General features: G+C 51.9%; 15 protein-coding genes. 12 read left to right on the top strand and 3 right to left on the bottom strand.

The window, feature by feature from the left end:
• Complete coding sequence (gene tamL, locus INF32_RS00385) at positions 1-2,370, bottom strand: translocation and assembly module lipoprotein TamL (RefSeq protein ID WP_226388071.1); 2,370 nt, start codon at positions 2,368-2,370, stop codon at positions 1-3.
• A 10-nt stretch (positions 2,371-2,380) separates the two neighbouring features.
• A complete protein-coding gene (locus tag INF32_RS00380) occupies positions 2,381-3,127 on the bottom strand; it encodes a nitroreductase family protein (protein WP_226386436.1) in 747 nt (248 codons plus the stop codon).
• A gap of 105 nt (positions 3,128-3,232) precedes the next feature.
• On the opposite strand from INF32_RS00380, the gene dapF reads away from it, so the two are divergent.
• Positions 3,233-4,051: a diaminopimelate epimerase gene (gene dapF / locus INF32_RS00375; protein WP_226386435.1), complete on the top strand. Its 819-nt coding sequence runs from the start codon at positions 3,233-3,235 to the stop codon at positions 4,049-4,051.
• A gap of 86 nt (positions 4,052-4,137) precedes the next feature.
• Positions 4,138-4,410, top strand: a complete 273-nt coding sequence (locus INF32_RS00370; RefSeq protein WP_317172645.1) for a hypothetical protein — start codon at positions 4,138-4,140, stop codon at positions 4,408-4,410.
• Between the two features lie 100 nt (positions 4,411-4,510).
• Here the strand turns inward: INF32_RS00370 and INF32_RS00365 are convergent, their stop codons facing one another.
• On the bottom strand, positions 4,511-6,043 hold the full coding sequence (locus tag INF32_RS00365; protein WP_226386434.1) for a hypothetical protein: 1,533 nt from the start codon (positions 6,041-6,043) through the stop codon (positions 4,511-4,513).
• A 467-nt stretch (positions 6,044-6,510) separates the two neighbouring features.
• On the opposite strand from INF32_RS00365, the gene INF32_RS00360 reads away from it, so the two are divergent.
• From INF32_RS00360 to INF32_RS00315, 10 genes are all read left to right on the top strand, one after another.
• Positions 6,511-8,895, top strand: coding sequence for a DUF2264 domain-containing protein (locus tag INF32_RS00360; protein WP_226386433.1), 2,385 nt, complete (start codon positions 6,511-6,513; stop codon positions 8,893-8,895).
• A 31-nt stretch (positions 8,896-8,926) separates the two neighbouring features.
• Complete coding sequence (locus INF32_RS00355) at positions 8,927-12,019, top strand: SusC/RagA family TonB-linked outer membrane protein (RefSeq protein WP_226386432.1); 3,093 nt, start codon at positions 8,927-8,929, stop codon at positions 12,017-12,019.
• Between the two features lie 24 nt (positions 12,020-12,043).
• Complete coding sequence (locus tag INF32_RS00350; RefSeq protein ID WP_226386431.1) at positions 12,044-13,681, top strand: RagB/SusD family nutrient uptake outer membrane protein; 1,638 nt, start codon at positions 12,044-12,046, stop codon at positions 13,679-13,681.
• A gap of 109 nt (positions 13,682-13,790) precedes the next feature.
• Positions 13,791-16,655 carry a glycoside hydrolase family 2 TIM barrel-domain containing protein gene (locus INF32_RS00345; RefSeq protein ID WP_226386430.1) on the top strand — a complete coding sequence of 955 codons (2,865 nt, stop codon included), beginning with the start codon at positions 13,791-13,793 and terminating at the stop codon, positions 16,653-16,655.
• A gap of 8 nt (positions 16,656-16,663) precedes the next feature.
• The gene (locus INF32_RS00340) at positions 16,664-19,669 is read left to right on the top strand and encodes a discoidin domain-containing protein (protein ID WP_226386429.1); all 3,006 of its coding nucleotides are present in this window, start codon (positions 16,664-16,666) and stop codon (positions 19,667-19,669) included.
• 52 nt (positions 19,670-19,721) lie between these two features.
• Positions 19,722-21,548, top strand: coding sequence for a discoidin domain-containing protein (locus INF32_RS00335; protein ID WP_226386428.1), 1,827 nt, complete (start codon positions 19,722-19,724; stop codon positions 21,546-21,548).
• Between the two features lie 22 nt (positions 21,549-21,570).
• The gene (locus INF32_RS00330) at positions 21,571-22,536 is read left to right on the top strand and encodes a BACON domain-containing protein (protein WP_226386427.1); all 966 of its coding nucleotides are present in this window, start codon (positions 21,571-21,573) and stop codon (positions 22,534-22,536) included.
• Between the two features lie 118 nt (positions 22,537-22,654).
• Positions 22,655-24,022 (top strand): Gfo/Idh/MocA family protein, encoded by a 1,368-nt coding sequence (locus tag INF32_RS00325; RefSeq protein WP_226386426.1) that lies wholly within the window; start codon positions 22,655-22,657, stop codon positions 24,020-24,022.
• 12 nt (positions 24,023-24,034) lie between these two features.
• A complete protein-coding gene (locus tag INF32_RS00320) occupies positions 24,035-25,333 on the top strand; it encodes a DUF6807 domain-containing protein (protein ID WP_226386425.1) in 1,299 nt (432 codons plus the stop codon).
• Between the two features lie 17 nt (positions 25,334-25,350).
• Positions 25,351-26,253, top strand: coding sequence for a DUF6807 domain-containing protein (locus tag INF32_RS00315; protein ID WP_226386424.1), 903 nt, complete (start codon positions 25,351-25,353; stop codon positions 26,251-26,253).
• Positions 26,254-26,344 lie beyond the last annotated feature (91 nt).

Here is a 26,344-nt window from a genome sequence, read left to right as displayed (position 1 = left end):
TCAGAAAGGGTATCCCACCCCGAAATTGAGTGCCGTATTCCGGAAGCGGAAATCGTGTATCCACCGCTGGCCGGACGGTTGGTTCGGATCGTGCAACTTGATACCCCAGTCCACCCGGACGACGAAGAAGTTGAAATCGAAACGGGCTCCCAGCCCCGTATTGAAACCGAGCTGTGACCAGAATCGGTCGAAACGGAACACCCCGTCGGGATCGGCATCCCCCCCCTTGAGGAACCAGATATTTCCCGCATCGAAAAACAGGGCTCCGTTCAGAACGCCCCATACGGGGAAACGGTACTCCAGATTGGCCTCCAGTTTGAGGTTTCCCAGCTGGCTGGGATAACTGCGGTCTTCGGGCAGGGGAGCGTTTCCCGGACCGAGCGTACGGGCGAGCCAGCCGCGCATGCTGTTGCTGCCCCCGCAATAGAAAAGCCGGTCGAAGGGAAGGGCCGTGGAGTTGCCGTAAGAGTGGCCGACACCCGCATAGAGACGGTAAACCAGGCTGTTGCGCGGATCGAGCACGATCTTGTTGCTCAGGTTGGCGTCCACGCGGAAATACTGGGAATAACGGATTCCGAACAGCTTATAGTAGTCTTCGCCCTCCGCAGGGGAAGAGAAGAGGTGGGTCAGCGCCCCGATCAGGTTGCCGGTCGTCTCCCAGTTGATACGCAGGGCCAGCGAATTGCGGTCCACATCCACCCGGCTCATCTGACTGTTGTAGACATAGGAACCCGATATACCTGCGATCAGCTGCGACGTATAGCTGTTCCGCAGGTAGGGATTCCGCTGCTGACTGAGGAAATCCTCGTCGATATAGCTCATCTTCACCAGATTAACATCCACAGGACGCAACGTATAGCTGCTGTGGCGCCCGTTTCCCCAACTGTATCCCCATGTCACGCCCGAAAGGGTACGATGATAATAGGGCCGGCGCTGCGAATTGACCGAAAGTTCGAACTTGGTGCGCGGGTTGCTCAGCCGGTTGAAACGGTCGATCCGGAACGGAGCGATGAAACGGGGAAACAAAATCGAAGTGGCCCCCCCCACCTCGAAGGAGCTCTTCCGCCCCTTCATCCGGATAAATTCGTATCCGCCCATGACGCTCACGTCGAACAGCTCCACACCCCGGAACAGATTGCGGTTCTGGTAGCCGACCGTAGCCGTCAGGCCGTAGAAGTTGGAGGTCGTACTGGCTTCGAGTTCGATCTTGTAACTCTGCCGCAGGGCCGGCGTGCAGAGGATCGTGCAGTCGAGATATCCCTCCTCGGTGGTGAGCGCCGCCTCTCCGTCGCCACCCGTATCGCCGATGAAAGTCACCAGGTTGCGGGCCGCAGTATCCCGTACCTCGGTGAAAAGGATGTTCGCGCTCCGGTAATACCCCAACCGCATGATATTGTCGTAAGCGCGTTTCACCTCGTCCGAATTGTAGAGATAGTTGGGATAGAGGTTGATCGTGCGGCGCAGGATTTCTTTGCGCACACGCGGTTTCTGGTGATAGACGATCTTCAGACCGCGGTATTCGAGCGTATCGAGGTCATGGCGGTAGACGCTGTCGGTAGCCGCGATCGTCGGATCGTAATCGGCATTGACATAGATGTTTCGCAGCCGGTAAATCCGGTTGTTCTCCATCTGGGGATTGCCCCGCTCATCATACCCCGACAGATACTGCCGCACTTCCATCGTCAGGTCGATCCGATGGTCTCCCACCGTGGAATCGGCCACGTAACCGATGTTATTGATCGAAAAATTGTAATATCCCCGCCGCTTCAGATACTCCGTAATGCGAAGCCGTTCCCGGTCCAGCACGTTGATGTCGAACACGTCCCCCGTATGCAACAGGGTGGAGGCGCTGTCTTCCAGGATCACCGAACGTAGGAACTCGTCGCGGAACCGGTGGCGAATATTCCCGATATAATAAGGCCGCCCCTGTTCGGCCCGATAGACGACCCGGGCCTTGCGGCGCGCTGTGTCGATCTCGTACCAGGCCCGGGCATCGAAAAATCCCCGGCTGTTCATATAGGTCCGGATATTTTCGGCCGAGCGGCGGGTCAGGGTCGTGTCGAGCAGCACGGGAGCCTGACCGATCCGCCGCCACATGCGGGCCAGCACGGTGTTTCGGCCCGGTTTGGCGATATTGTAGACCCAGAGGTAAAGGTTCGTCCCCAAAAACCGCTTGTTCGGAGTCTGCCGGACATACTGTTCCATCTCCTCCACCTTGATCCGCTCCTGTTTCGGGGTATTCCTGTCCGCCTCCACGACATTCTCGCGCAACAGATAGCTGCCCTGCGGGACGTAACGCGTCACGCTGCACGAGCATGCCAACAGCATGACCCCTGCCGCCACCGAACCCAGCAGGACGCACCTTCTCATCACACTCCCGCTACTGGTTGAAGAACCCCTGTTTTTCGACCATTTCGAAATACCGGCGGGAAAATTCGAGATTGTCGGCCGCCGTGTAACGCTTTTCGGTAAAGATACGCGCCAGATTGGGCAGTCCGTTGACCTCCAGCAGACCCGCCGTCTCTTCGGAAGCCTCCCGCTCGCGCCAGAGCTCGTCGATCCGCTCCGGAGTGTACTCCCCGTACGTCTCCCGGTGCACGACCGCCTCCAGCGGAAGCCGGTCGGTCAACGGCGGCATTCCGTCGGGATATCCCATCACGAGCGTGGTGACGGGAATCACCCCTTTCGGCAGTTTCAGGATTTCGGCGATACGGTCGGCCGTATAGGTCGTAGTACCCAGATAACAGATACCCAGTCCGTGCGCCTCGGCCTCGAGCGCCACGTTCTGCGAGGCGAGGACCGTGTCGATCACGGCATTGGTGAACCAGACGAAATTGTCGTACCGCGGTTCGGCGCCGCGCTGCCGGCACCACGTGCTGAAACGGTGGATATCGGCACAGAAAGTGATGATCACCGGAGCCTGCATCACGCAAGGCTGGTTGAAATGACAGGGGGAAAGCTCCTTTTTCAACGCTTCGGAAGTGGTCACCACCATGCTGTACAACTGCATGTTACCCGTCGTGGAAGCCCGTGTTCCGGCTTCGAGCACCTCCCGAAGCACCTCCTCGGGAACGGGACGGGAACTGTATTTACGGATCGAACGGTGATCCCGTATCTGTGGAATCATAAGACTGTTTTTTTAAGGATCGGAACAAATGTAGTAAATTTTTCGGGCACGGGTGAAACTTTCCGGAAGTTTCCTATATTTGCGAAGACGAAAAACATCCCGCCCATGGCGCTGTCATTCTGGAAATACGAAGGAGCCGGCAACGATTTCGTCGTGCTGGACGGACGCAGCGGATCATTCGACCCGCAGCGTGAAACGGTACGTGCCCTGTGCGACCGTCACTTCGGAGTCGGGGCGGACGGACTGATGATCCTCGAAAACGATCCGCAGGCTCAATTCCGCATGCGCTATTTCAATGCCGACGGCGGCGAATCGACCATGTGTGGCAACGGGGGCCGCTGCATCGCCCTGTTTGCCGAGCATCTGGGCATCGGAGGCAGCACGAAGCACTTCATCGGGGCGGACGGTCCGCACACGGCCGAAATCGTCTCCCTGGACGAACGGGAAGGCGGAACCGTCACGCTGCACATGGCCAACGTGGAGGAGGTGATGCACGAAGACCAATATTTCTTCCTCAATACCGGTTCCCCCCACTACGTGGAGTTCGTAAAAGACGCGGATGCCGTGGACGTCGCCGGTCTCGGGCGGGAAATCCGCAGCAGCGAATCGTTCGCCGCGATCGGCGGAACGAACGTCAATTTCGTGGAGATCACAGGTGACGGAAAACTGAAGGTCCGCACCTACGAACGGGGCGTGGAAGAAGAGACCCTCGCCTGCGGTACGGGAGCGACGGCATCGGCCATCGCCGCCTACATCTACCGCCAGTCGCACCGCACGCGGTTCGAAATCGAGACGCGGGGCGGCCGGCTCGAAGTCTCGTTCTCGACTCCGGACGGCCTCCGCTTCGGGGACATCCGGCTGACCGGGCCGGCAAAAAAAATCTTTTCCGGCATCATCGAGCCCGAATTTTTAACGGTAAAATAGCGGGCGTTTCGAAATTTTTCCTAATATTGCAATCACAGACAACCTATTATTCAACTCTTTAAAAGACCAACTGATTTTCACCGACCATGAAATCAACCAAAGATTTCCGGGGCAGCAGGGAGGCTTTCGATTCGGGAGACACGATACGCAAAGCGGTCAAACTGGCGCCCATCAAAAAGAGCGGCAAGGAGCGTCACACGCTCTACGGAGAACTGGACGAGGAGGACGATCCCGACCTGACGAGCTACAAGAAGCGGGAATCCGCACTCGATTATTTCGACGACGGCGAAGAGGAAGACGACGAACCCGAGGACGACGAGGCTTGGGACGAAGAGGAACCGGAAGAAGAATTACGCTGACCTTGTCCCTCTTCAAAAGAACCGAAGTCGTACATCATATTACAACTAAAGCAAAAGCCCGAAACGTTTCCGTTTCGGGCTTTTGCTTTATATTTCACTTCTAATTATCGAAATAATCAATCAGGGAATAAACATTGTAGTTCAGATTCTTCATATACTTCGCCAGATACGGATACATCTGATAGTAATTGTCATATACACCTTTATTGGCAGGTTTCCCGTCATTGTCCGTACCATCGTCATCCTGATATTTGAACCAATGCCATCCCACACAGTTTTTCGCTTCCAGCAAGCCGAGGGTAAAATGCTGATAAGCATAAGCTTTGTCTTTGACCGTAGGCACAGCAAGCCCGGCTCCCGAAGTGTTCGGCAAATCCGAATCCATCGCCTTCGTATAAAACTCGGTAACCATAAAGGGAGCATTGGCCCAGGTCGCCCATTTGGAAACATACGTGTCCAGTTCCGGGCTCCAACGTGAATAGTAGTTAATCGACACGATATCACAATAACGTCCGGCCGCCTCTACCACCCCCTGAAGATACTTCGGCGTCCCATGCAACCTCGTCCCCAGGTACATCATACCGGGATCGATTTTTTTGATCGCCTCTTTCACTCCTTTGTAATACACCTCAGCCACCCGGCCGGCAAACTCGCTGTTCAACGCATCGGTCACGGAGGAAGCGCCCTTCTCTTCCATAAACTGTTTCGCTGCCAAATAAGCCTTGTCTGTCTTGTCGGAAATAGAGAGAAACCGGCTGAGAATTTTACTACCTCCGGAACTGAAATCAATTTCATTGTCGGAAAAAAATCCCAACACGTTTCTGTCATTCAGATAAACGGCCAGATTGGTTCGGATATAAGTCTCACAAAACGATTCCCATCCTCCGTAATACACCAGTCCCACGGCATTGGCAGACGAACCGCCCGGATATTCGTAGTTCATGGCCCGACGGAAATTAGTCAGGAACCCGAACGATGGAGCCAGCGTCATAGGTCTGTCCGGATTGCTCCGATTGTACTCCTGAATCATCTGATATGTGTCGGTACAAAATGCTCCGGTCCCGTGGAATCCGATCGAGGCCAACTCAGACTGGGTAATCTGCATCCAACGGCTGTCGCTGCCGAATCGGGAATTCCACGACGATTTGTTACGGTCAGAACTCCCTTTACGCAGGGAAGTCACGCTCCGCTCGTAATGCAAATATCCTTCCGGATCGACTATCCACCAGCGACCGTCGATCTTTTTCACATAAAACCGACCCGTGACTTCCTGACGGGGTTTGTCGATACAACTTCCGTAACGATTCGTACGCGATTTATAGGTAGCGGCCGTCGTATCCGCCATGAAATCCACCAAATAGGGAAGGATACGGGTTTTTGCCTGCGTCCAGTTCGTTACAGGTACGCTACCCGAATATCCCACCATGATTGGCTTGTAAGGTTTACCCAACAGAGAAGGAGAATAATTCTCCTGTGGCAATGGTGCAGGAAGTATGTCAACTTCCTCGACAGGAGGCTCAACAGGCGGTTCGGGCGGCATTCTTCCGTTGTTAGGATCATCCTTTTCACAGGCGCAAACTCCTACAAGTGCCACGATCATCAAAATCATCTTCCACTCAAATCTCCTTTTCATAAACTCGGAACAAATTTAAGGTTAACATTTAGGTTAAATCAGATAATTGCAGCCAGTTTCCGGTCGATGCAAGTTGACAAAAATCAGAGTTTCACCATAACACTCTCATCCATTTTTGTACGAGAATCGTACAAACACCTTTTCATCAGAAACAAATTCAGAGAAGGGCATACATCACAGCATTCCAAGCCCACATATATAAATATTTTAATATATCGCAAACATTCTGCGCTCTGCGGTTCCGACTATCTGCACACATAGCACGAAACCCCGGCACCCAGCCGAATGAAAACACACAAATAATTAATAGTCAATATTATACAAACAAACAGACAAACACGAAATGGTTGCGTGAACTATCCTTATCTATTTCTGAATGATTTTAATATTCCATTAAAACACAACCGCATTACTTTGTTAACAACAAAAAAGCACTACGCAAGCCAAATTTATTAAATATTTAAATAATGAAAAAACCAACACGTCTGCTGGCCTGTTTCATATTATTATCGACCACGATTTATGCGCAGGCACTCTCTCCGCAACAAAAAAAGCTAAGCAAGACCATTGACCGCACACTGAAATTTTCAGCCCAACAGGCATTGAAAATGTATGAGGCTGTCAAAGACAAAGAAAATGCTTTCCCGACCTCCTCAAAAAACGGCAAACTGGTTACATCCGGTTCCCGGGGATGGACAAGCGGATTTTTTCCCGGCGAATTGTGGTATCTGTACGAATACACGAACAACAGTACAATCCGTCATGCGGCAGAGACGATGACTGCCCGACTGGCCAGGGAACAATTCAACACAAACAGTCATGATGTAGGATTCATCATGAATTGCAGTTTCGGAAACGGTTACCGTCTGACAGGACGCGAAGAATATCGCACGGCATTGATCAACGCCTCCAGATCGCTTTCCACACGATTCAATCCCATTACGGGCTGTACCCGTTCGTGGAACAGGGATCGCTGGCAGTTCCCCGTCATCATCGACAACATGATGAATCTGGAACTGCTGACGGTCGGTTCGTCGCTATCTGGAGACAATACCTGTTATCACATGGCCAAGTCACACGCAGACAAAACCATGACAAACCATTACCGTCCGGACGGCAGTTCGTTCCACATCGTCAGCTACGACACCCTCTCGGGCAATGTCGAAAAGAGAGAGACGTATCAAGGTATCAGCGACGAATCGGCCTGGTCCCGCGGACAGGCATGGGGTCTGTACGGATTCACTATGATGTACCGACAAACCGGCAAAAAGGAATATCTCGATCATGCCATAAAAATCGGACGGTTTATCATGAATCATCCCAACCTGCCAAAAGACAAAGTACCGTATTGGGATTTCAATGCACCTGCCGGTCCGAAAACGCTCAGGGATGCTTCTGCCGCCGCAGTTATGGCGTCCGCTTACGTGGAGCTATGCACTTATGCCGAAGGGAAACTCTCCGAACAGTTCCGTACAATCGGCGAACAGATCATCGCTTCGCTGGCATCTCCGGCCTATCTGGCCAAGGCCGGGGAACAATCCGATTTTTTGATTAAACACTGTACCGGATTTTTCGCCAAGAAAAACGAACTGGATGCTCCGCTATCTTACGCGGACTATTACTTCGTGGAAGCCATGATTCGCTATAAGAAACTGCTGGCCGGAGAACCGGTAGTGGAAATCCTGACAGCTTTCTCGGAAAACCCAGATCGTGCCGTATGGCTAAGTGCACTCGACCGGATCGCACGTCCCCTGCTCGTCAACATGAGCCGAGGAACACTCAAAATCAACATGCCGGTCGAGTCGATGGCCGCAGACATGACCAAACGCAAGGAAGTCACCCATCTGGAAGCGCTCGGACGTCTCATTACAGGAATCTCTCCCTGGCTGGAACTCGGACCCGACAATACACCGGAAGGCCGGTTGCGGGCCAGGTATATCGACCTGGCTGTCCGGGCAATCGCACAGGGAGTCGACCCATCTTCCCCCGATTATCTGAATTTCAATAACGGCCGACAACCGCTGGTCGATGCAGCATTCCTCGTCCACGGCCTGTTGCGGGCCAAGACCCAACTTTGGGATCGACTGGACGAAACGACCCGTCAACGGCTTATCGCGGAACTGAAATCGTCCCGGATCATCAAACCTTCGGAAACCAATTGGCTCTTCTTTTCGGCCATGGTGGAAACAGGCCTGAAAGAGTTTGCAGGAGAATGGGAGTATTCCCGAGTCAAATATGCGTTCGACAGGTTCAAAACATGGTATCAGGGTGACGGCTGGTACGGTGACGGCCCGGAAATGCATCTGGACTATTACAACAGTTTCGTCATCCACCCCATGATGTTCGAAATACTCTCTTATCTGAAAAAGAACGGGCTCGACGGTGCTGACTTCTACGAAACAGAAGCTCAACGTTATACCCGTTACGCTGAACAACAGGAACGGATGATCTCTCCCGAAGGAACTTATCCTGTCATCGGACGTTCACTGGCCTACCGTTTCGGAGCTTTCCACGCTTTATCCGATGTAGCCTACCGCCACATGTTTCCCAAAAAACTGAATCCCGCACAGGTCCGCTGCGGCCTCACGGAAGTCATCCGGCGCCAAATAAACGCACCGGGCACTTTCAACGACTTCGGATGGCTCCGTGTCGGCTTGGTCGGATACCAGCCTCATATCGGGGAAGGATATATTTCTACAGGAAGCCTTTACCTCTGCGCCGCCGGACTGGTAGCTCTCGGACTCCCCGAAACCGATCCGTTCTGGAGCGCTCCTTACGCCCACTGGACGGCAAAAAAAACATGGCTCGGCATAGATCTGGAAACCGACCACGCTCTCAAACAAAAAAAATAACCAAACAACTCTAACCTTAAATGCCAAACTTATGAAAAGATCTGCACTATTTAAAACAGCACTATTTACAGTGCTGTTGATTATAGGTGTGACGAACAGCACTCGGGCACAAAACAAAAAGTTGTCGGGTACAGTGACCGAACTGAAGGCGGACGGGACATCATCCCCTCTGGTAGGAGTCAACGTCATTCTCAAAGGTACCACCACAGGAACCGTCACCGACGCAAAAGGCAAATTCAGCATCGAAGCTCCGTCCACAGGCACACTGGTCTTCTCATCCATCGGCTATACGACCGTCGAAATAAAAGTCGGAAACCGGACCACACTGAGTATTCAGATGAAAGAGGATGCCCAGATGCTCGAAGACCTCGTAGTCGTAGGTTACGGAGTGCAACGCCGGAGCGACGTAACCGGGGCGGTCACCTCGATCAAACCCGAAGAGATGAAGATCTATCCTACCAATAACGTCTCCGAGATGCTCCGGGGAAAAGCCGCAGGAGTTTTTGTCAGCGGCACCTCGGGAAGACCGGGAGACACCCCGAGCATCACAATCCGAGGCGAACGTTCACTCGGCAGCGGTGGTAACGCACCTCTTTACATCATCGACGGAGCGCCTGCGACCGCTACTGAATTCGCCGCCATCAACGGCGCGGACATTGCATCACTCGAAATTCTGAAAGATGCTGCAGCACAAGCCGTCTACGGATCACGAGCCGCCAACGGAGTCATTCTGGTCACCACTATCCGGGGACAAAAAGGAAAACCGACAGTCAAATTCCGCAGCATGTGGAGCTGGCAGGACCTTTGGCGCAATTTCGATTTTTACAGTCCTGAAGAATATTACAATCTGAGAGCGGAAGCCCAGGCCCACGACAAGGAAAACGGACTACCCACCCGGGTCGATCCCAGCACACTCACCCCAACGGATGTACTGACGGACAACATGATGGAAAGGGCCTATGCCGCAGGTCGTTCGACCGACTGGGAAAAACTCATGTTCCAAACCGCTCTTTCGCAGAAATACGACCTGAGCATCAGCGGAGGAACCGATAAAATGAGAATCGCCGCCAGCATGGGATATGTAGACCAGGACGGCATGGTGGTAACCGGGTCCGGATACCAGCGTGCAAATGTCAGGGTAAACGTCGATTACGATGTTTACAAATGGCTGAGTGTAGGATTCAACTCGTCATTCATCAAATCGAAAAAAGAGAAAGAGAGCGGTAATTTTACTGACCACATTACCCGCTCCCCATATGCAATGCCCTTCGATGAATACGGCAACATTCAGGAATATATCAACGACAGCGGAGACAAAAACCCCTTCTATCTGGCCGAACGCATTAAAAATGACGTACATGCCGACATCACACGTCTGAACGGATTCATTGACATCAAACCATTCAAAGGATTTTCCTATCGTTTCAACGCAGCCTATTACAACCGCTACCAGGAAGAGGGCTCTTACAAGAAAGCCGATTATACGGGAGGCGGAGCCGCCGGTTCAATCTCGCATTCAAAATCTTTCAACTATGTGGTCGAAAACATTTTCAACTATAAAGTTCCTTTCAAAAACAAAAACCATTCGATGAACGTAACGGCCCTGCAAAGTTGGGAACGCACTTATACTACCGGTCTCGGATACGCCTCCAACAATGTGCCGGTGGACTCTTTCTGGTGGGACATGATCGCCGACGGAGAGGTGACGAGTAAAACCCGCAGCGTAAGCGAGCATATCCTGCTCGGATTCATGGGCCGTATCCAATACGGCTTCAAAGACCGCTACCTGCTGAACGTGATCGTACGGCGCGACGGTTCCAGCCGGTTCGGTCCGCGCAATCGCTGGGGAACTTTCCCCTCGGTAGCAGGTGCATGGAGGATCTCCGAAGAGCCATTCATGAAAAAAGCCAACTTCATCAGTAATCTGAAACTGCGCGTCAGCTACGGTATCGTCGGAAATCAGGACGGCATAGGGAACTACGAAACGCTCGGAACAACAACCGATTACAAAATGGAATTCGGGGATAACTTCATCATGGGTTACCTGCCCGGAAACAGCCTGCCCAATCCTGCACTGAAATGGGAATCGACTGCATCCACCAATTTCGGACTGGATTTCGGGTTCTTCGACAACCGATTGACCGGAACCGTGGAATATTACCTGACCCGGACCAAAAATCTTTTGGTTTCCAGACAGATCAACTCCGTATTGGGTTATACCGGCATGATGGATAATCTCGGAAAAACCAGCACCAACGGAGTAGACATTACATTGAACGGAGACATTATCCGCAACAACAAAATGAACTGGAGCATCGGTACCAATTTCACATTGTACCGGAATAAAATTCTGAAAATAGACGGGAAAACGGATGAAAACGGGAATCCTGTCAATGACATCACCAACGGCTGGTTCATAGGACAACCCAAAAACATTTATTACGTCTACCAATCGGACGGTATCTTTCAGGAATCCGACTTCAATATCATCAACGGCAAATGGGTGCTCAAACCCACTATCGACAGCGACGGTGACGGAATTCCCGACAAAACCATCGAAAGGACGGATCTGGTAGAGCCGGGCAAAATCAAAATCGTTGACCGGAACGGCGACGGCAAAATCACGGCCGATGACCGGTACATCGTGCCGCGCGACCCCAAATTCATCATGTCCCTGTTCACCAACTTCAATTTCAAAGGATTCGACCTTTACATGGAGTGGTACGGCGTATATGGCAGAAAGATCAAAAACGCTTATCTGTATGATCCGAACAGCGGCGGCTCGCTACAAGGCAAGCAAAACGGCATCAAAGTAAACTATTGGACACCGGAGAACCCTTCGGGTAACTTCCCAAGGCCCAGCTACAACTCGAATACCACTTATCAGACCAACTCGGACCTTGTTGTGCAGGACGCATCATATATCCGGCTACGGACCCTTTCCGTCGGATATACCGTCCCGTCCCGGCTGACCCAGAAAATCAAAATACAGAATCTGCGGGTGTATTGTACGTTCAGCAATCTGTTCACTTCCACAAAATTCCTCTCCTACAGTCCTGAAAACACGGCAGCAGCCTATCCGGAACCGAGACAGTATGCATTCGGAATCGACCTTTCTTTCTAAATTACACTTAAACAAGTGATCACCATGAAAAAATTACTATATCTGTCATTTATCGTGCTGGGCGGGCTCAGTTCGGCCTGCACGTCCATGCTGGACGTGGAATCGAAGACATCCATCACCTCCAACTACCTTTACTCCACTCCGGACGGTTTAAGCCGTGCAGTCGTAGGCCTCTATGTAAAAGATCGTTCGTTCGCGACTACGGACGCTGTGGAATATTGCATCCAGATGCTCGACTACTCAACCGACATCATGGTTTTCCGGGGAGGTACGGCTGCGGCTTTCGCCCGTTTGGACAATCTCACTCCGGCAAGCGGCAACATCCAGACGATCTGGAACCAGCATTACCAGATCATCGGCAAAGCCAACGAAATCATCACAGCTGCAGAAGGAATGGACATGAACAATCCGGAAGTAAAACAGGCATGGGCAGAAGCGAAAGCATTCCGGGGCCGGGCCTATTTCGAACTTTGGAAAAGGTTCGAACGTCTTTACCTGAATCTGGAGCCCACGACGATCGACAATGCGGATAACCGGGAGTACAAGCCCGCCACACAGGAAAAGCTCTTCGAAGTGATAAAGAAAGACCTGGACGATGCTATCGAAGTGCTCCCGTGGGTTCCTGACGGCACGGACATAAGCCTCAACTACGGACGCTGGACGAAAGCCGCGATAAAACATGTACGGGCCCAGGTCGCCATGTGGGAAGAGGATTGGAACACAGCCATCGAACAATGCGAAGACGTCTTCGAATGCCCGGACTACGGAATGATGGATCGTGCCATCGACGTATTCACGGGAGCGGATCTGCGCTGCAAAGAGGTTCTGTATGCCTATCAGATGTCGGGAAATCTCGGCGGAGGCAACACTACCAGCAGCGGGGTTGTAAACGGCCACAAAGTATCCTTGATCACCACACCGAACTACAAGAAAATATCCGGTCTGCAAAACTGCCTCGAATACGGGGGATACGGTTGGGGACGGGTCTATCCGAACACCTATCTCTTCAGCCTGTACAAAGACAAAACGAGCGGAGAAATCAAAGATAAACGCTACACGGAACTTTTCCGCCATAAATATTACTACAACATCCCCGATCTCGTACCTGCCGGCAAAGAACTGGGAGACGAAGTGGAAGTCCCGAACAAATATACGCCCTATCTCGAATCCCTTCATCCCTCGTCGCTGAAATTTTTCGACAAATGGACCAATACCGAGAATCCCGACCGGATGTCCAGTCTGAAAGACCTGATCCTGTATCGGCTGGCCGAAACCTATCTGATGTGTTCCGAAGCCTATTTCAGAAAAGAGGGCGGAAACAGCAGCAAAGCGATCGAATATTACAACAAGACATACTATCGCAACGGGAACACCGGCAACGATTATTTCAACGGCCCGCTGACCGAACAGGACCTGCTGGACGAATATGCACGCGAACTCCATTTCGAAGGCGTACGCTGGCCCCTGCTCAAACGATGGGGAATCCTTTACGACCAAGTCAAGGCCCATGCCGGTGACACCCGGGCCGACGATCCCAAATTGGACAAAGACTACGCCCAGGCCCGCACCAATTTCAGACCCGAACGCGACACCCGGTGGCCGATTCCCCAGGACGAACTCAGCCTGATGCCCGGTTACGGTCAAAATGACGGATGGTTCTGACGGGAAGCCGAAAAGACCGCATAAATTTCAAGATTATTGTTATATTCGATAATCCGGGGGATACGGAAAAGATCCGTCTCTTCTGTATCCCCTGATTTAAATACAAGCCATGAAAAAACTGCTACTCGTCCTTTGCATCTCCGGCGCAGCCATTCTGGGAAAAAATCCGTGCTGCGGACAGGTCAAAATCGCAGGTGTCCTGCCCATCACTTCGGACGATCAGCTGAAACTCGAAATCACTCTGATCTCAGGAAAAGACGAGACAGCCAGCATACACGGAAAAATCGCTTCCTATGAAGACCATTCGATCGCATGGCAGGGCGAGGTCGTAAATGAAAGAATCTCCCGAGGCCAGACCGAAATAACAAAAACGATCCGAAACATACGGGCCCAATTGTGGAGTCCCGCCTCGCCCCATTTATACGATCTGGAATTGAGTTGCGGAGGAGATACGTTACACACCCGTATCGGATTCCGAAAATTTGAAATGAAGGACGGACGTTTCTACCTCAACGGGAAGCCGATCTTTCTACGCGGCAACGCGATCAATCCCCCCCGACGGGGAATCCCGCCCGCATTGGAAACAAGCAGGGAATTCGCCCGGGATTACATTCGTTTCCTGCGCGGAATGAATGTCAACATTATCCGGATACCCGACAATCAAAACTGGATGGACGTCTGCGACGAAGAGGGAATGATGGTTTTTGCCGGTCGATACGGACGCCCCAGAAATGCAACTTCGAACCAACCGCCTCAAGATCTGATGCAGGCTGTCGAACTGTACAAAAAAAAGGAACTCGGTCCTTTCACGCCCCATCCGTCAACCGTCATTTACGTACTGGCCAATGAAATGCCGTTCTCCAACGAGCGGGGAAAAGCATGGCAACAGTTTCTGTCCGCAGCCCACAAAGAACTCATCAAATGGGATGACACCCGTCCTTATATCGGCAATGCCGGATATGGCTTGGGCCGTTCCGCAGACATATACGACGTACACCGGTATTGGGGATGGTATTACAACACGTTCCTTACATACCTCAATTTGCGGGACATGAACGCATGGCAGAATGAAGGGAAAGTCCAGGCGATCACCTTCACCGAATGCGTCGGCAATTACACAGGAATAGACGGACGCTACAATCTCTGTTCCCGCACCAAACAACCCGGGTCCCAGAAATGTTGGACCGGACATTTGCCGAATGAACGGCAAGGGGAAGCGGCACTGGAATACCAGGCATTCATGCTGAAAAACGCCACCGAGATGTTCCGTCGTTTTCGTACGCACAATCCGCGTCTGGCCGGGATCATGCCGTTCACGATTCTGTTCCACAACTGGGACGGCATCCGGAATTTCGCCCAGATGCGACCCAAACCAGCCGCCTATCAATACGGAATCAGTTATCAACCGGTGTTGCTGAGTTGGGAATCATGGCAAATGAATGTTCGGGCAGGAAATGTCTTTTCTTCCGTCCTGCATGTAGTAAACGACGATGATCAAGGACGGGACCTGACGGATGCACGAGTCGTCTGGGCCCTGGAAGACATCAACCGGATACCGATCGTCTCCGACACCGTTCCATTACCGAAGATACCGTATTACGGCACATGGAGCACTCCGCTCCGCATTGCCGTTCCGACCGACACTCCCACAGGAGAGTATACGCTCAAGGGTACCATCCTGCAATCAGGAAAGATCGTTTCGGTAAACAATTGTGATATTTTCATCGCGGGCGAAACCTGGAGCGAACCCGTACAGCCGACACGTCCCTTAAAAATTTTCGACCCGCAAGGCGACTTCAAGACCTTCCTGCAGGAAAACGATATCCCGTTCAGTGAAACCACCTCCTTCGATCAACTCAGCAAACACGACGTGATGGTACTCTCCGAAATGTGTTGGAGCAAACTCCCTCCAGAAAGCACAACAAAGCTTCTTCGGTTCGCCGAAAGAGGCGGAAGAGTCGTCTGTCTGCGCCAATCTTACGGAAAAACCGACCTTGCATGGCTTCCCGTGAAGGTGATTCCTACCGTACTCAGTGCCAACGACTCCTCCTATCCCCCTCCGGTGTACACCTATCGGGACGGCATGAACATCAATCCGGAACGGACGGACCATCCCATCTTCAAAGGAATCCCCCGCCAGAGACTGATGTTATGGTCGGACTACACGGATTTCGACGAGAGCAAACCCGGGTTTCCGGCGGTTTACCCCGTCACGCATGGATTCCTGCTCAAAGAAGCGGATCTCACCCAGGTAGAAGTGATAGCCAATTACGGAAGAAATTTGGCCGGAACGGCACTCTGTGAAATCGAAACAGGCAAAGGGTCCGTCATCTTATGCGGATTCGACCTGACCTCACGCCGGGGCATAGATCCCGTTGCCGAAAAGCTACTGTCCAACCTGATCGGTTATGCAACGGGAGAACAAAAACCAGAACCCTATCGATTCGTAAACCACGAAATCGTCTGGGGAGACTTCTCCTCGGAACGAGGCATCGTCACAGGAGCAAACAATGGATTAACAATCAACCCATTGCCAATCATCCCTATTGACCAGCAGGAACGGCTGAAAATCGTAGTAGACGATCTGGGATTCCAATATGCCGGTTCTTACGGACGTTGGAATACGAAACCGGGCGTACAATACATACCGCACGGACGCCGGCCGTTCGCACCGTTCGACTACACCCCGGGAGGCAGCGACAAGGTCGAAAATTCGGACCGAGCCGAAGGCAGGGGATACTTCGCGGTCGAAATCCCCTCGTCCTGTTCACGCATGCTTACGACATTGGAAAATCCCACGGACGGACCAATAAAAATATTCCTGGGTATCAACGAACACCCCGAAACGGAATATACGCTACCCCCACACAGCGTACAAACGGTGGAAAGACCGCTCTCATTCCCGGAACGCAAACTGAAAGTGACATTGCGAGGGGACCGTCGTACCGTATTACTCAAAACTCAATTCAAATAGACCGGAATATGAAACTACTCCCACCCTTCGTCATTTCGATCTTGTTATCCGTTTCGGTGACGGCACAGACCAACGTTTTTCTCAAAGCCGAGGTAAAAGCCTCATCCGGTCACCCCAAATACTCTCCTCAAAACGCTGTGGACGGAGAGATTTCCCGGCGTTCGACCTGGATGTCCGAGCGAGGCTCGAGGCCTCCTCATACTTTAGATGTAATTCTGTCCCGTTATTACGACATCGACTCAGTCGTCATCTACACGGGTATTCCCGACAAAGAGAAAAACGACAACGAACGGATTCAGTCCCCCGGTTTCTGGAGTGTAAAAAATTTCATACTTCAATACTGGGACGATGCTAACTGGACTGACATTTCCGAAACTCTCACCACCGAAAACCGACAGGAAAGAATATCATTCCGATTTTCGACCCCGATCACATCATTTCGGTTCCGGCTCCGTTCCACGGACGGCGAAGCTATCCGAATCGTAGAATTGGAAGGATACGGAAGGATCAACCGGTCGCTCCCCGCCCCGACAAAGACTCAACAAGAGTGCACCTCCTCCGCATTTGACCATCGGCCGTCCAACATCATGGTCCGAATCGGAAAAGAAACGACTGGCCGTACGATGAAATATGTTGGATACAACCAAGGATACTTCGTACCGGGAAGCAACGTCGCAGCCTGGCTGGAATATTCCGGAGTGAATGCAGTCAGACTTTGGGCCGATTTACGAACTTATGTGCATCCGGAATGGGTGGACAACAAAAGCATAGTGAAAGATCCCGATGAATTCGACCGTCTTAAAAGAATTTTCCGCGACAATCCCCTTAACGGAAATCTCGTTCGCTGGGATTCAATCGACGCCACCGCATCCCGTCTGATTCCCTCTACCAATACCATGGTTCTGAAATATGCTTTACAGGAACTCAACAAGCAGGGAATAGACATTGTCCTGCAATCCGGCTACCGGGTCAAAGCTGCGGATTGGAGCGAAAAATGGCTGCAATGGCAGCGCTATTATGCCCTTGCCTTCTATCTGGCCAGAGAAGGCAACGTCCACATGTTCGCCATGCAGAACGAACCGAATCACCGTCATGCGGGTCCGGTCCCTCTGGATGTCTGGATCGACATGATGCGAATCGCCTCCGACGCTATTCGCTGTGCCATTGCCGATGTAAACCGCATTTATGAAAAGCACCTCACCCCCCGGTTTGTCGGTCCGGTCACGGCCGGAACCAATACCAATTGGTGGGCGAAAATCGCTGCTTCGGAACGGATCGATTACCGGGGGAACAAATGTGATTACGATCTGATCGACATCTTTTCGACCCACTCATACAACCTTCCGGCTGCCGGATATGAAGGCAAGGTGCAGAGTATCGACAAAATTCTACGGGATAACCACCCCCTGCACGATACCAAACCGATCGTATTTACCGAAATCGGTCGCTGGATGAACGCTTATTTGATTGATAAGGAGGAAACGATGGACTCGCCATCTCTGTTCACCGAATGGGCGGGTATCTATACCCGCAACATGCAGGGCGGTGGCTACGGCATGTGGGCTTTTAAGTTCGCCAACACGGCCAGTTCAACCTATCCCCGAGGGATCAAATCGGGCCACCACTATATTTGGAAAGGCAAGCGTTTCGCCGAAGATTCCTACGAAAACCTGGCTCTCGGCAAGCCGGCACGAGCCAGCGGAACCGACACAGGATACAGTACGACACGGTTAACCGACGGAAGCAAAGCGGACGATTCTGCGTGGGCATCCTCCTCGGAAGAGGAGAAATGGGTGGAAATCGACCTCGGCCGCTTAACTCCATTGGGGGGAATAGCCATCTATACGGGTTCGGCAGGAGGAGTGTTCACCGCTCCGGACCGTATCCGAAGCCTGAAAATACAGATTTCCGACAGAAACGGCTGGAAAGACATTCCCGGTACGGAAGAAACGGCATGCCGCTATGCCCAGCTTTACTATACTTTTCCGGAAGGTACGGCCGGCTCCAGAATCAGGATCATTATCCGTGACAAAGGGAAATCCGTCATTCGGGAGATCAAACTTTTTCCTCCACACACCCTATCCGATGCACCGGAAAGTTACGATATCAGCGGAGTTCAGCGGACAGCCCAAGTAGTGAGACTTTTCGCCAAGGGATTCAAAAACCAACGTCCGCTGTTGCATTGTGACATCTCCGTCCAGGACCCTGATCTGGATATTTGCTCCTCGGCAGACTCCCTCTCGGGCAACATCTATATATGGCTCGTACAGAGGAATCCAGTCAATTACAATCTCGTTCTGAACCTGAAAGATCTCGGAATCGGTGCCGGGACACCAGTCGTTTACGAGCAGGTCAGCGCCGACCGTTACGGAGAAGCCGAAATACTGAAAACAACGGAAGGAGGATTACTCACGCTGACACTTCCGGCCCAAAGCGTAGGATTACTTACACTTCCGATGAAAGCTACGTTCCCAACGACCTTGTTCGCAGACAAGTGTATTTCAGTCCGCGGGGGAAAACTGGCGACAATCCCGCAAAGGTCGGATTCACTGGGCATATCGCTCGATTCCCGATCGGAAGAGAATAGCCGGGTAACCTACCTGAATTTCCCATGCACCGAAAAGTTGAAAACAGCCAACCGAATCGTCCTTGGCCTGCACGGATACTGTCCGAAAGGGACAAAGCCGTTCCGGTTCCATATATACTGCATGCAGGACGGACAATGGGAAGAAAAAAGTTTGTCCTGGGCAAATGCACCCGGACTCGATCCACATCAGGCGCGAGCGACAGAAGTTGGATCGAAGTTATTCGTCGCCGGGGAGATGACCATGACTTCCTATCCGTCCTATCACTATCTTGATGTGACGGATGTAATAAAAAAACATGCAGATAAAGGTGCCACATTCATGCTCATCCGTGAAGTACGGGAACCGGGAGACGACTATGACAAAGGACGGATCGCAACGATTTCACCGCGAGATACCGACACACCCCCTCTCCTCGAACTCTGGTAACAAAACCGCTACTCCCTGAAACAACCGATCATCGAACTGAAAAAAGAAAAATATGACAAAATCATTATTCACCGTAGCCATCGCCGGCCTCGCCTTATTTTGGGGATGCCGAAACAACCAGCAAAAAGAAGAGCGGGCGACCACATACTGCAATCCGCTCGACCTGGATTACGGATGGGGTAAATTCAAGCAAACGATTTCCCGAACATCGGCCGATCCCGTAATCGTACTCTTCAAAAACAAATATTATCTGTTCGCCACACATGACATAGGCGGATACAGGGTATCCGACGATTTGACCCGGTGGGAAAACGTATACTTCAACGAAGAAGTTCACTCCGAAGCTCTCAACTACGGCAGTTACGTAGCTCCTGCCGTAGCCGCAGACGAAAAATACCTCTATTTCATCAAACTGAATCGGGACAGGAAACAAAAAACTACTAAAATCCTCCGGTCGGCCAATCCGGAAACCGGCATTTGGGAAGTATGCGGAGAGATTCCACGCGTCTCCGACCCCAGTTTGTTCATCGACCGGGGCCGTTATTTCGTTTTTCACGGGCTCGGGACAAACCAGTCCATCAAATGCTTCGAACTCGATCCCTCGACAATGACCATGATCCCGGGTTCGGAACGGCTGTTACTGGATTATATTACGGACATCAACCAGTGTGACGGAGGCTATCACTTCGGCCGCAGGGAAATTTACGATGAAATCGATGCCGGAGACTGGAAGGGCCGCTTCAAATGGCTGCCATGTCCTGAAGGTTCCTGGATTGTCCGCAACGGCAACCGTTACTACCTGCAGTTCGCCACCCCCGGTACGATTTCGATCTGGTATTGCGATGCAGTCATGGAGAGTGACCGTCCCGACGGAAATTTCGAAGTGATGCCTTATAATCCCGTCTCCATGAAAGCCGGAGGTTTTATCGGTAGTGCAGGCCATAGCTGCGTCTTCAAGGACAAATATGGCAACTGGTGGGAGATTACGACCATGTGGGTAGGAAACCGCGACCCCTTCGAACGAAGATTAGGCCTTTTCCCCGTCACATTCGACAAAAAGGGACGAATGCGGGTGCACACTGTGTTCGGAGACTACCCGATGCATCTTCCCCAACGCAAATTCGATCCCGACAAAGAGGGGTATATGGCCGGATGGTGGAACCTCTCTTTCGGAAAACGATGCACGGCATCTTCTTCATCGGAAGGTTATCCGGTGGAAAATGCCTCGGACGAGAACATCAGGACCTGGTGGGCAGCCGCCAGCGGAGGAAAAGGAGAGTGGCTCTGCATGGATTTGAATGGGAAAAAGCAAATACATGCCCTTCAACTCAACTTTGCGGAACACGAAATCGACACCACGGACTTTTCCGATGATTATTCGTCCTATCTGATCTCCGTTTCGGACGACGGGAAACAGTGGAAAACACTCGTTGACAAAAGCAAAAATCGCCGTACAAATCCCCATGAATACATCGTGCTGGACGAACCCGTAGAGGCATCCCATATCCGTATCGAAAACATTCATACTCCCATGTCCGGCAAGTTCGCAATCCGCGATCTAAGAGTATTCGGCAAAGGAAACGGCACTGCACCTCAACAAGTCGGCAAACCGTCGGTGGTACGCGACCGTGAGGACGAACGTTTTGCCGGAGTCAAATGGAATCGGGTGGAACATGCGGACGGATATATGGTCCGATTCGGATATGCCCCCGACTTTCTGAATCTCACCGTCCAAGTGAAAGGCAACCAGACAGACTCCCTGCAATTACATGTTCTGACCCGGGGAGTAGGCTATTATTATCGGGTAGACGCTTACAACGAGAACGGCTGCACCGAAGGAATTGCAACCACGGAAGCAGACCTTAAACAGAAACAATAAACAACTTAAAACCACAGCCTTTATGAAAAAGTTCCTTGTTTTTCCCTGGATTCTCACGATGGTTTTCACGGGCTCCGGATGTTCGGACGACAATCCGACTCCCGCTTATGAAGCGTTCAACATTCCTGCTTCACTGGAACTGCCTGCCACGATTCCTGTCCTCGGCAACGAAAAGGACAGTCAGATCATCATTCCCGTCACGACCAACCAGCCGACACTGGATATCACGGTAGACGAAAAAAGCCAGAGTTGGTGCCTCGTTTCCATACAGCAGAACAACATCGTGATTACGGCAGGAGGTAAAAACCTATCCTCCTCCACCCGGACGGCATCCATCACGGTAACTGCCGGACTTCGCAACAACACACAGACACAAACGATCGAAATCGTCCAGGAAGCTGGTGAAGGTGGTGGCGGAACAGATCAAGGAGTCGTCTTCTGGCAGGACGACAAGGCCAATCCAACCGAGATAAAAATCGTATCGGGCACATGCAGCGACAAAGGAATCATGTGGGCCGATCGGGACCATACAGCGCCTATCGGCACCACCCACGAAACGGACGGAGCGGTCAACCAGGCAGCCGCGGAGGCAATCCCCGACTATCAGACACTCTATACGGCATTCAATTACTGCAAGGAAATGGGAGAGGGCTGGTATCTTCCCTCGAAACAGGAGATGATACAGATATTCGAGGCTTATAACGGGACATCGGTCAGCGAAGCTACCATAGCCAATCCCATCGACATTTCGCAAGAAGAAAAAGATGCCCGGGCCGCATTCGATGCGAAACTGATGGCCATAGAAGGTGGCCGGGCCATGAACGAGGCCGACCAAACTGCAGCAGGAGACAGTTACTGGACCAGTACGGAAGCGACGGGAGTCAACGTTTTCTGGGTACGTATGGGCAAGTATGCCATTGACGGAGGGGCAAAGTACAGTACCGCAAGAAAAGTCCGCTGCGTAAAAAAGATATCGCTTACCGAATAGCTGCCCCACTTCCGGGAACAAAAAGGGGGCCCCAAGTCCCCTTTTATCATAACTCGAACGACATTCCACAATATTTTCCTATCTTTACCACTATATTTTCCCCTAAAACCACCATAAAATGAAACGAAGAGAATTTCTCAAACGAAGTGCCCTGATGGGACTCGGGATAATCACCGCCCCCACCATTGTACCCTCGAGTGTCTTTGGAAAAAACGCTCCCTCCAACCGGATCAACATAGGGGCGATCGGCTGCGGTCGCATCTCCCGCACACATGACATGCCGGGCGTATGGAAATATGACAACGTACGGATCGTTGCCGTTTCCGATGTAGACAGGCGGCGACTGGACGACGCTAAAAAACTGGTAGAAAATTATTACACGAAAAAATCAGGTAAGCCCTATTCGGGCGTGAATACCTATGAAGATTACCGGCAGCTGCTTGCCGACAGCGACATCGACGCCGTACTGATAAGCACCCCGGATCATTGGCACGCCAAACAGGCCATTGATGCCGTTTATGCAGGGAAAGACGTCTATCTGCAAAAACCGGCCTCCCTCACCATCGAAGAGGGCCGAAAGATGAGCAATGCCGTCAATGCTACCGGCAGGATTCTTCAAATCGGAAGCCAGCAGCGTTCCATGGAGCAATTCCGCCGGGCCTGCGAACTGGTGCGTAATGGACGCATCGGGAAACTGCTTTCGATCGAAGTCCGTCTGCCGGGCGATCCTGCAGGCGGAGATCCGACCCCGATGCCCGTACCGACAGGATTGAATTACGACATGTGGCTCGGCCAAACGCCTTCGGTTCCCTACACCGTAGACCGGGTACATCCTCAACAGGGATACGGACGTCCCGGCTGGCTGCGCTGTGAACAGTTCGGCGCCGGTATGATAACGGGATGGGGGGCCCATCACTTCGACATCGCCCACTGGGCCATGGGAAAAGAGTATTCGGGACCAATTGAAATTACGGCTACCGCCCAATTTCCCTCTTCAGGACTGTGGGACGTACACGGGGATTTCCAATCGGAGATGCTCTACGACAACGGAGTCGTGGTAAAAGGAATGGTTGACGGTCCCGGGAAACCCAACGGCGTACTATTTTCCGGCACGGAAGGTTGGATTTTCGTATCCCGCGGACGTTACCGGGCCTCGGCAAGCGATCCCGTATCGGACGCATCGAGTGGAGGGCCACTCGCCGCATCAGACCCTCGCATACTCGGTTCCGTAATCGGCGAGCATGAAGTGCATCTATATAAATCGGACGACCAGCACGGGAACTGGCTGGAATGTATCCGGACACGGTCATTGAATATCGCCCCGGCAGAAGTGGCCCACCGCGCATGCACTGCCTGCCTGTTGCAACACATCGCAATGAAGTTGGGGCGCAAACTACACTGGGACCCGCGTACGGAAAGATTCCGTAACGATGATGAGGCAAACTCCATGCTTTCCCGTCCGCAACGGGCTCCCTACAATTTCTAAATCACCGACACCATGAAAACTCTGTTGAAAATAGCCGTCTTTTCCCTATCCGTGTTATGTACTGCCGAAACTGTCCGGGCCGACAGGAAAGTTTCGAAAAAAATCCGTGTACAAGTCGAAGCCGACGGCAGGGACTACCACAACAGTATCGTATCAATACCCTGGAACGGGTCCAATCCCGTGACCGTTTTCGAAACAACGAACGGCAAACAGTTGCGCTGTATCAGCCAAGGGGAATCCACACCCGAAGGCTCCAAAATTTATTGGAAGGTCGACGGTACACTCAAGAACGGTGAAGTCAGGGAATACTCGATTGAACCCTCCACACAGCCAGTCCGCGTAACCGGGGAAATGAGCATCAGCGAAGACAAGAATGGCAACCTGATCCTGCAACGGGGGAATCAAGATATACTCCAATACAACACACAGATCAAGAAACTGCCCAAATATGTGGATCCGGCTTTCCGTCGTGCAGGATACATCCATCCGGCATGGTCTCCTGCGGGAAACATTCTGACCAATATAAATCCGGCCGACCACATGCACCACTACGGCATTTGGAATCCATGGACCTCCATTTCATACGATAATGACAAGTACGATTTATGGAATCTCGGGTTGAAACAGGGAACCGTGCGTTTTGATACGGTCATTCGTACATCAGCCGGCGATCTGTTTGCCGAAATACAGGTCAAACACACTCACGTCATTTTCCGGCCCGGAGAGAAACAAACTGTCGACACCCAAGAATGGACGATGGAATTCACGCCGAAAGAGGAGATCGTCATCATGCAAGAACGACTCAGTATGAAAGCATGGAACACAGGAGACAAAATGTTTATGTGGGATTTCGTTTCCGACCTGGAACCGGCCACTGCACTGCCTGTCATACTGAAAGCCTACCGTTACGCCGGTTTCGGATTCAGGGCCACGGCCGAATGGACCCGAGACAACTGTGAAATGCTGACCTCGGAAGGTAAAACCAGGCATGAAATCGACGGCACGAACGGCCGATGGATATATGTATCAGGCCAATGCGCGAATGGAAAATCAGGTATTCTCATCATGAGTCATCCGGCCAACCGCATGCATCCGGAACCGCTACGCATCTGGAACGAAAAAGCAAACGGAGGACGGGGCGACGCCTTTGTCAACTTTTCTCCCTCGAAAAACGAAGATTGGGTACTGGAACCGGAACACACCTACCGTTTGCATTACCGAATCGTAACTTACGACGGAGATATGACACCCGAACGTGCAGAATCCCTCTGGCAGGAGTTCGCCAATACACCGAAAGTGACTGTAAAATAACCAGTAAATTCACAAACATGAATCTACGGTATACAGCGACTTTAGCAGTCGCTTTGGCGGCTTGTATCTGGCTGCATGGCAGTCCACGGCCAATGAGTGCTGAAAAAAACGGTTCCCGGATAGACATAAAAGCGGGAAAGAGATTTGTCACAAGCTATCACTTTTCTCCCGATGAAAAATATCCGTATTTTTTCCCGGTCAACAGTCCTTTGTCCGGATCGGGCGTCACGTCCATGCGTAACGGAACGTATCCACACCACAGTTCACTCTTTTTCGGTTGCGACAAGGTGAACGGAGGAAATTACTGGCAGGAGAATTTGGAACGCGGACGCATCGTTTCGCTCGGACCGGCCCTCATACACGCCTCGGGGGAGGCAATCGTCATTCGGGATGAATGCATGTGGAAACGCCCGGATGCAGAGGCACCGATCCGCGATTTGAGAACCATAACAGTCTGTGCACCTTCAGACAGTCTGTACCAGATCGACTTCGACATCACGCTGGAATTCCTGACGGATGTAATCATTCTCAAAACCAACCACTCGCTGTTCAGCGCCCGGATCGATCCCGACCTGAGCGTCCGGGAAGGTGGTATCATGGTCAATGCAGAAGGAGCTCTCGGAGAAAAAGAGACTTTCGGCAGGCCCTCTCCCTGGCTCGATTGCCATGCGACACGTAAAAGTGGCACAGAAGGGATTGCCCTGCTTCAACATCCATCGAATCCGGGATTTCCGTCCCCGTGGTTCACCCGCGATTATGGATTCATTTCACCTACGCCAATGTACTGGCCGACCGACGGGAAATCCACCCGATTCCGGCAAAACGAGAGAATCCGCCTACGTTACAGAGTACTGATCCATACCGGAAACGAAAAGGAAGCCAACATAGCCGAGGCTTTTGAACGATATAAACACGAATAATTCCGACCATGACAAAAAAAGCAATTCTTCCGATCAGCCTGTTGGCCCTACTTGTTTCATGCAAACAAACAGACAAGTCACAAGACCGCTT

This window comes from Gallalistipes aquisgranensis (genome assembly GCF_014982715.1).
GTDB classification, from domain to species: Bacteria; Bacteroidota; Bacteroidia; order Bacteroidales; family Rikenellaceae; genus Gallalistipes; species Gallalistipes aquisgranensis.
This window is presented reverse-complemented; position numbering and strand designations above follow the sequence as displayed.

Coding starts and splice junctions, on each gene's coding strand:
- INF32_RS00345 (WP_226386430.1), top strand. CDS start 13,791: ATGAAAAAACTGCTACTCGTCCTTTGCATCTCCGGCGCAGCCATTCTG.
- INF32_RS00365 (WP_226386434.1), bottom strand. CDS start 6,043: ATGAAAAGGAGATTTGAGTGGAAGATGATTTTGATGATCGTGGCACTT.
- tamL (WP_226388071.1), bottom strand. CDS start 2,370: ATGAGAAGGTGCGTCCTGCTGGGTTCGGTGGCGGCAGGGGTCATGCTG.
- INF32_RS00325 (WP_226386426.1), top strand. CDS start 22,655: ATGAAACGAAGAGAATTTCTCAAACGAAGTGCCCTGATGGGACTCGGG.
- INF32_RS00370 (WP_317172645.1), top strand. CDS start 4,138: ATGAAATCAACCAAAGATTTCCGGGGCAGCAGGGAGGCTTTCGATTCG.
- INF32_RS00355 (WP_226386432.1), top strand. CDS start 8,927: ATGAAAAGATCTGCACTATTTAAAACAGCACTATTTACAGTGCTGTTG.
- dapF (WP_226386435.1), top strand. CDS start 3,233: ATGGCGCTGTCATTCTGGAAATACGAAGGAGCCGGCAACGATTTCGTC.
- INF32_RS00360 (WP_226386433.1), top strand. CDS start 6,511: ATGAAAAAACCAACACGTCTGCTGGCCTGTTTCATATTATTATCGACC.
- INF32_RS00380 (WP_226386436.1), bottom strand. CDS start 3,127: ATGATTCCACAGATACGGGATCACCGTTCGATCCGTAAATACAGTTCC.
- INF32_RS00315 (WP_226386424.1), top strand. CDS start 25,351: ATGAATCTACGGTATACAGCGACTTTAGCAGTCGCTTTGGCGGCTTGT.
- INF32_RS00320 (WP_226386425.1), top strand. CDS start 24,035: ATGAAAACTCTGTTGAAAATAGCCGTCTTTTCCCTATCCGTGTTATGT.
- INF32_RS00330 (WP_226386427.1), top strand. CDS start 21,571: ATGAAAAAGTTCCTTGTTTTTCCCTGGATTCTCACGATGGTTTTCACG.
- INF32_RS00335 (WP_226386428.1), top strand. CDS start 19,722: ATGACAAAATCATTATTCACCGTAGCCATCGCCGGCCTCGCCTTATTT.
- INF32_RS00340 (WP_226386429.1), top strand. CDS start 16,664: ATGAAACTACTCCCACCCTTCGTCATTTCGATCTTGTTATCCGTTTCG.
- INF32_RS00350 (WP_226386431.1), top strand. CDS start 12,044: ATGAAAAAATTACTATATCTGTCATTTATCGTGCTGGGCGGGCTCAGT.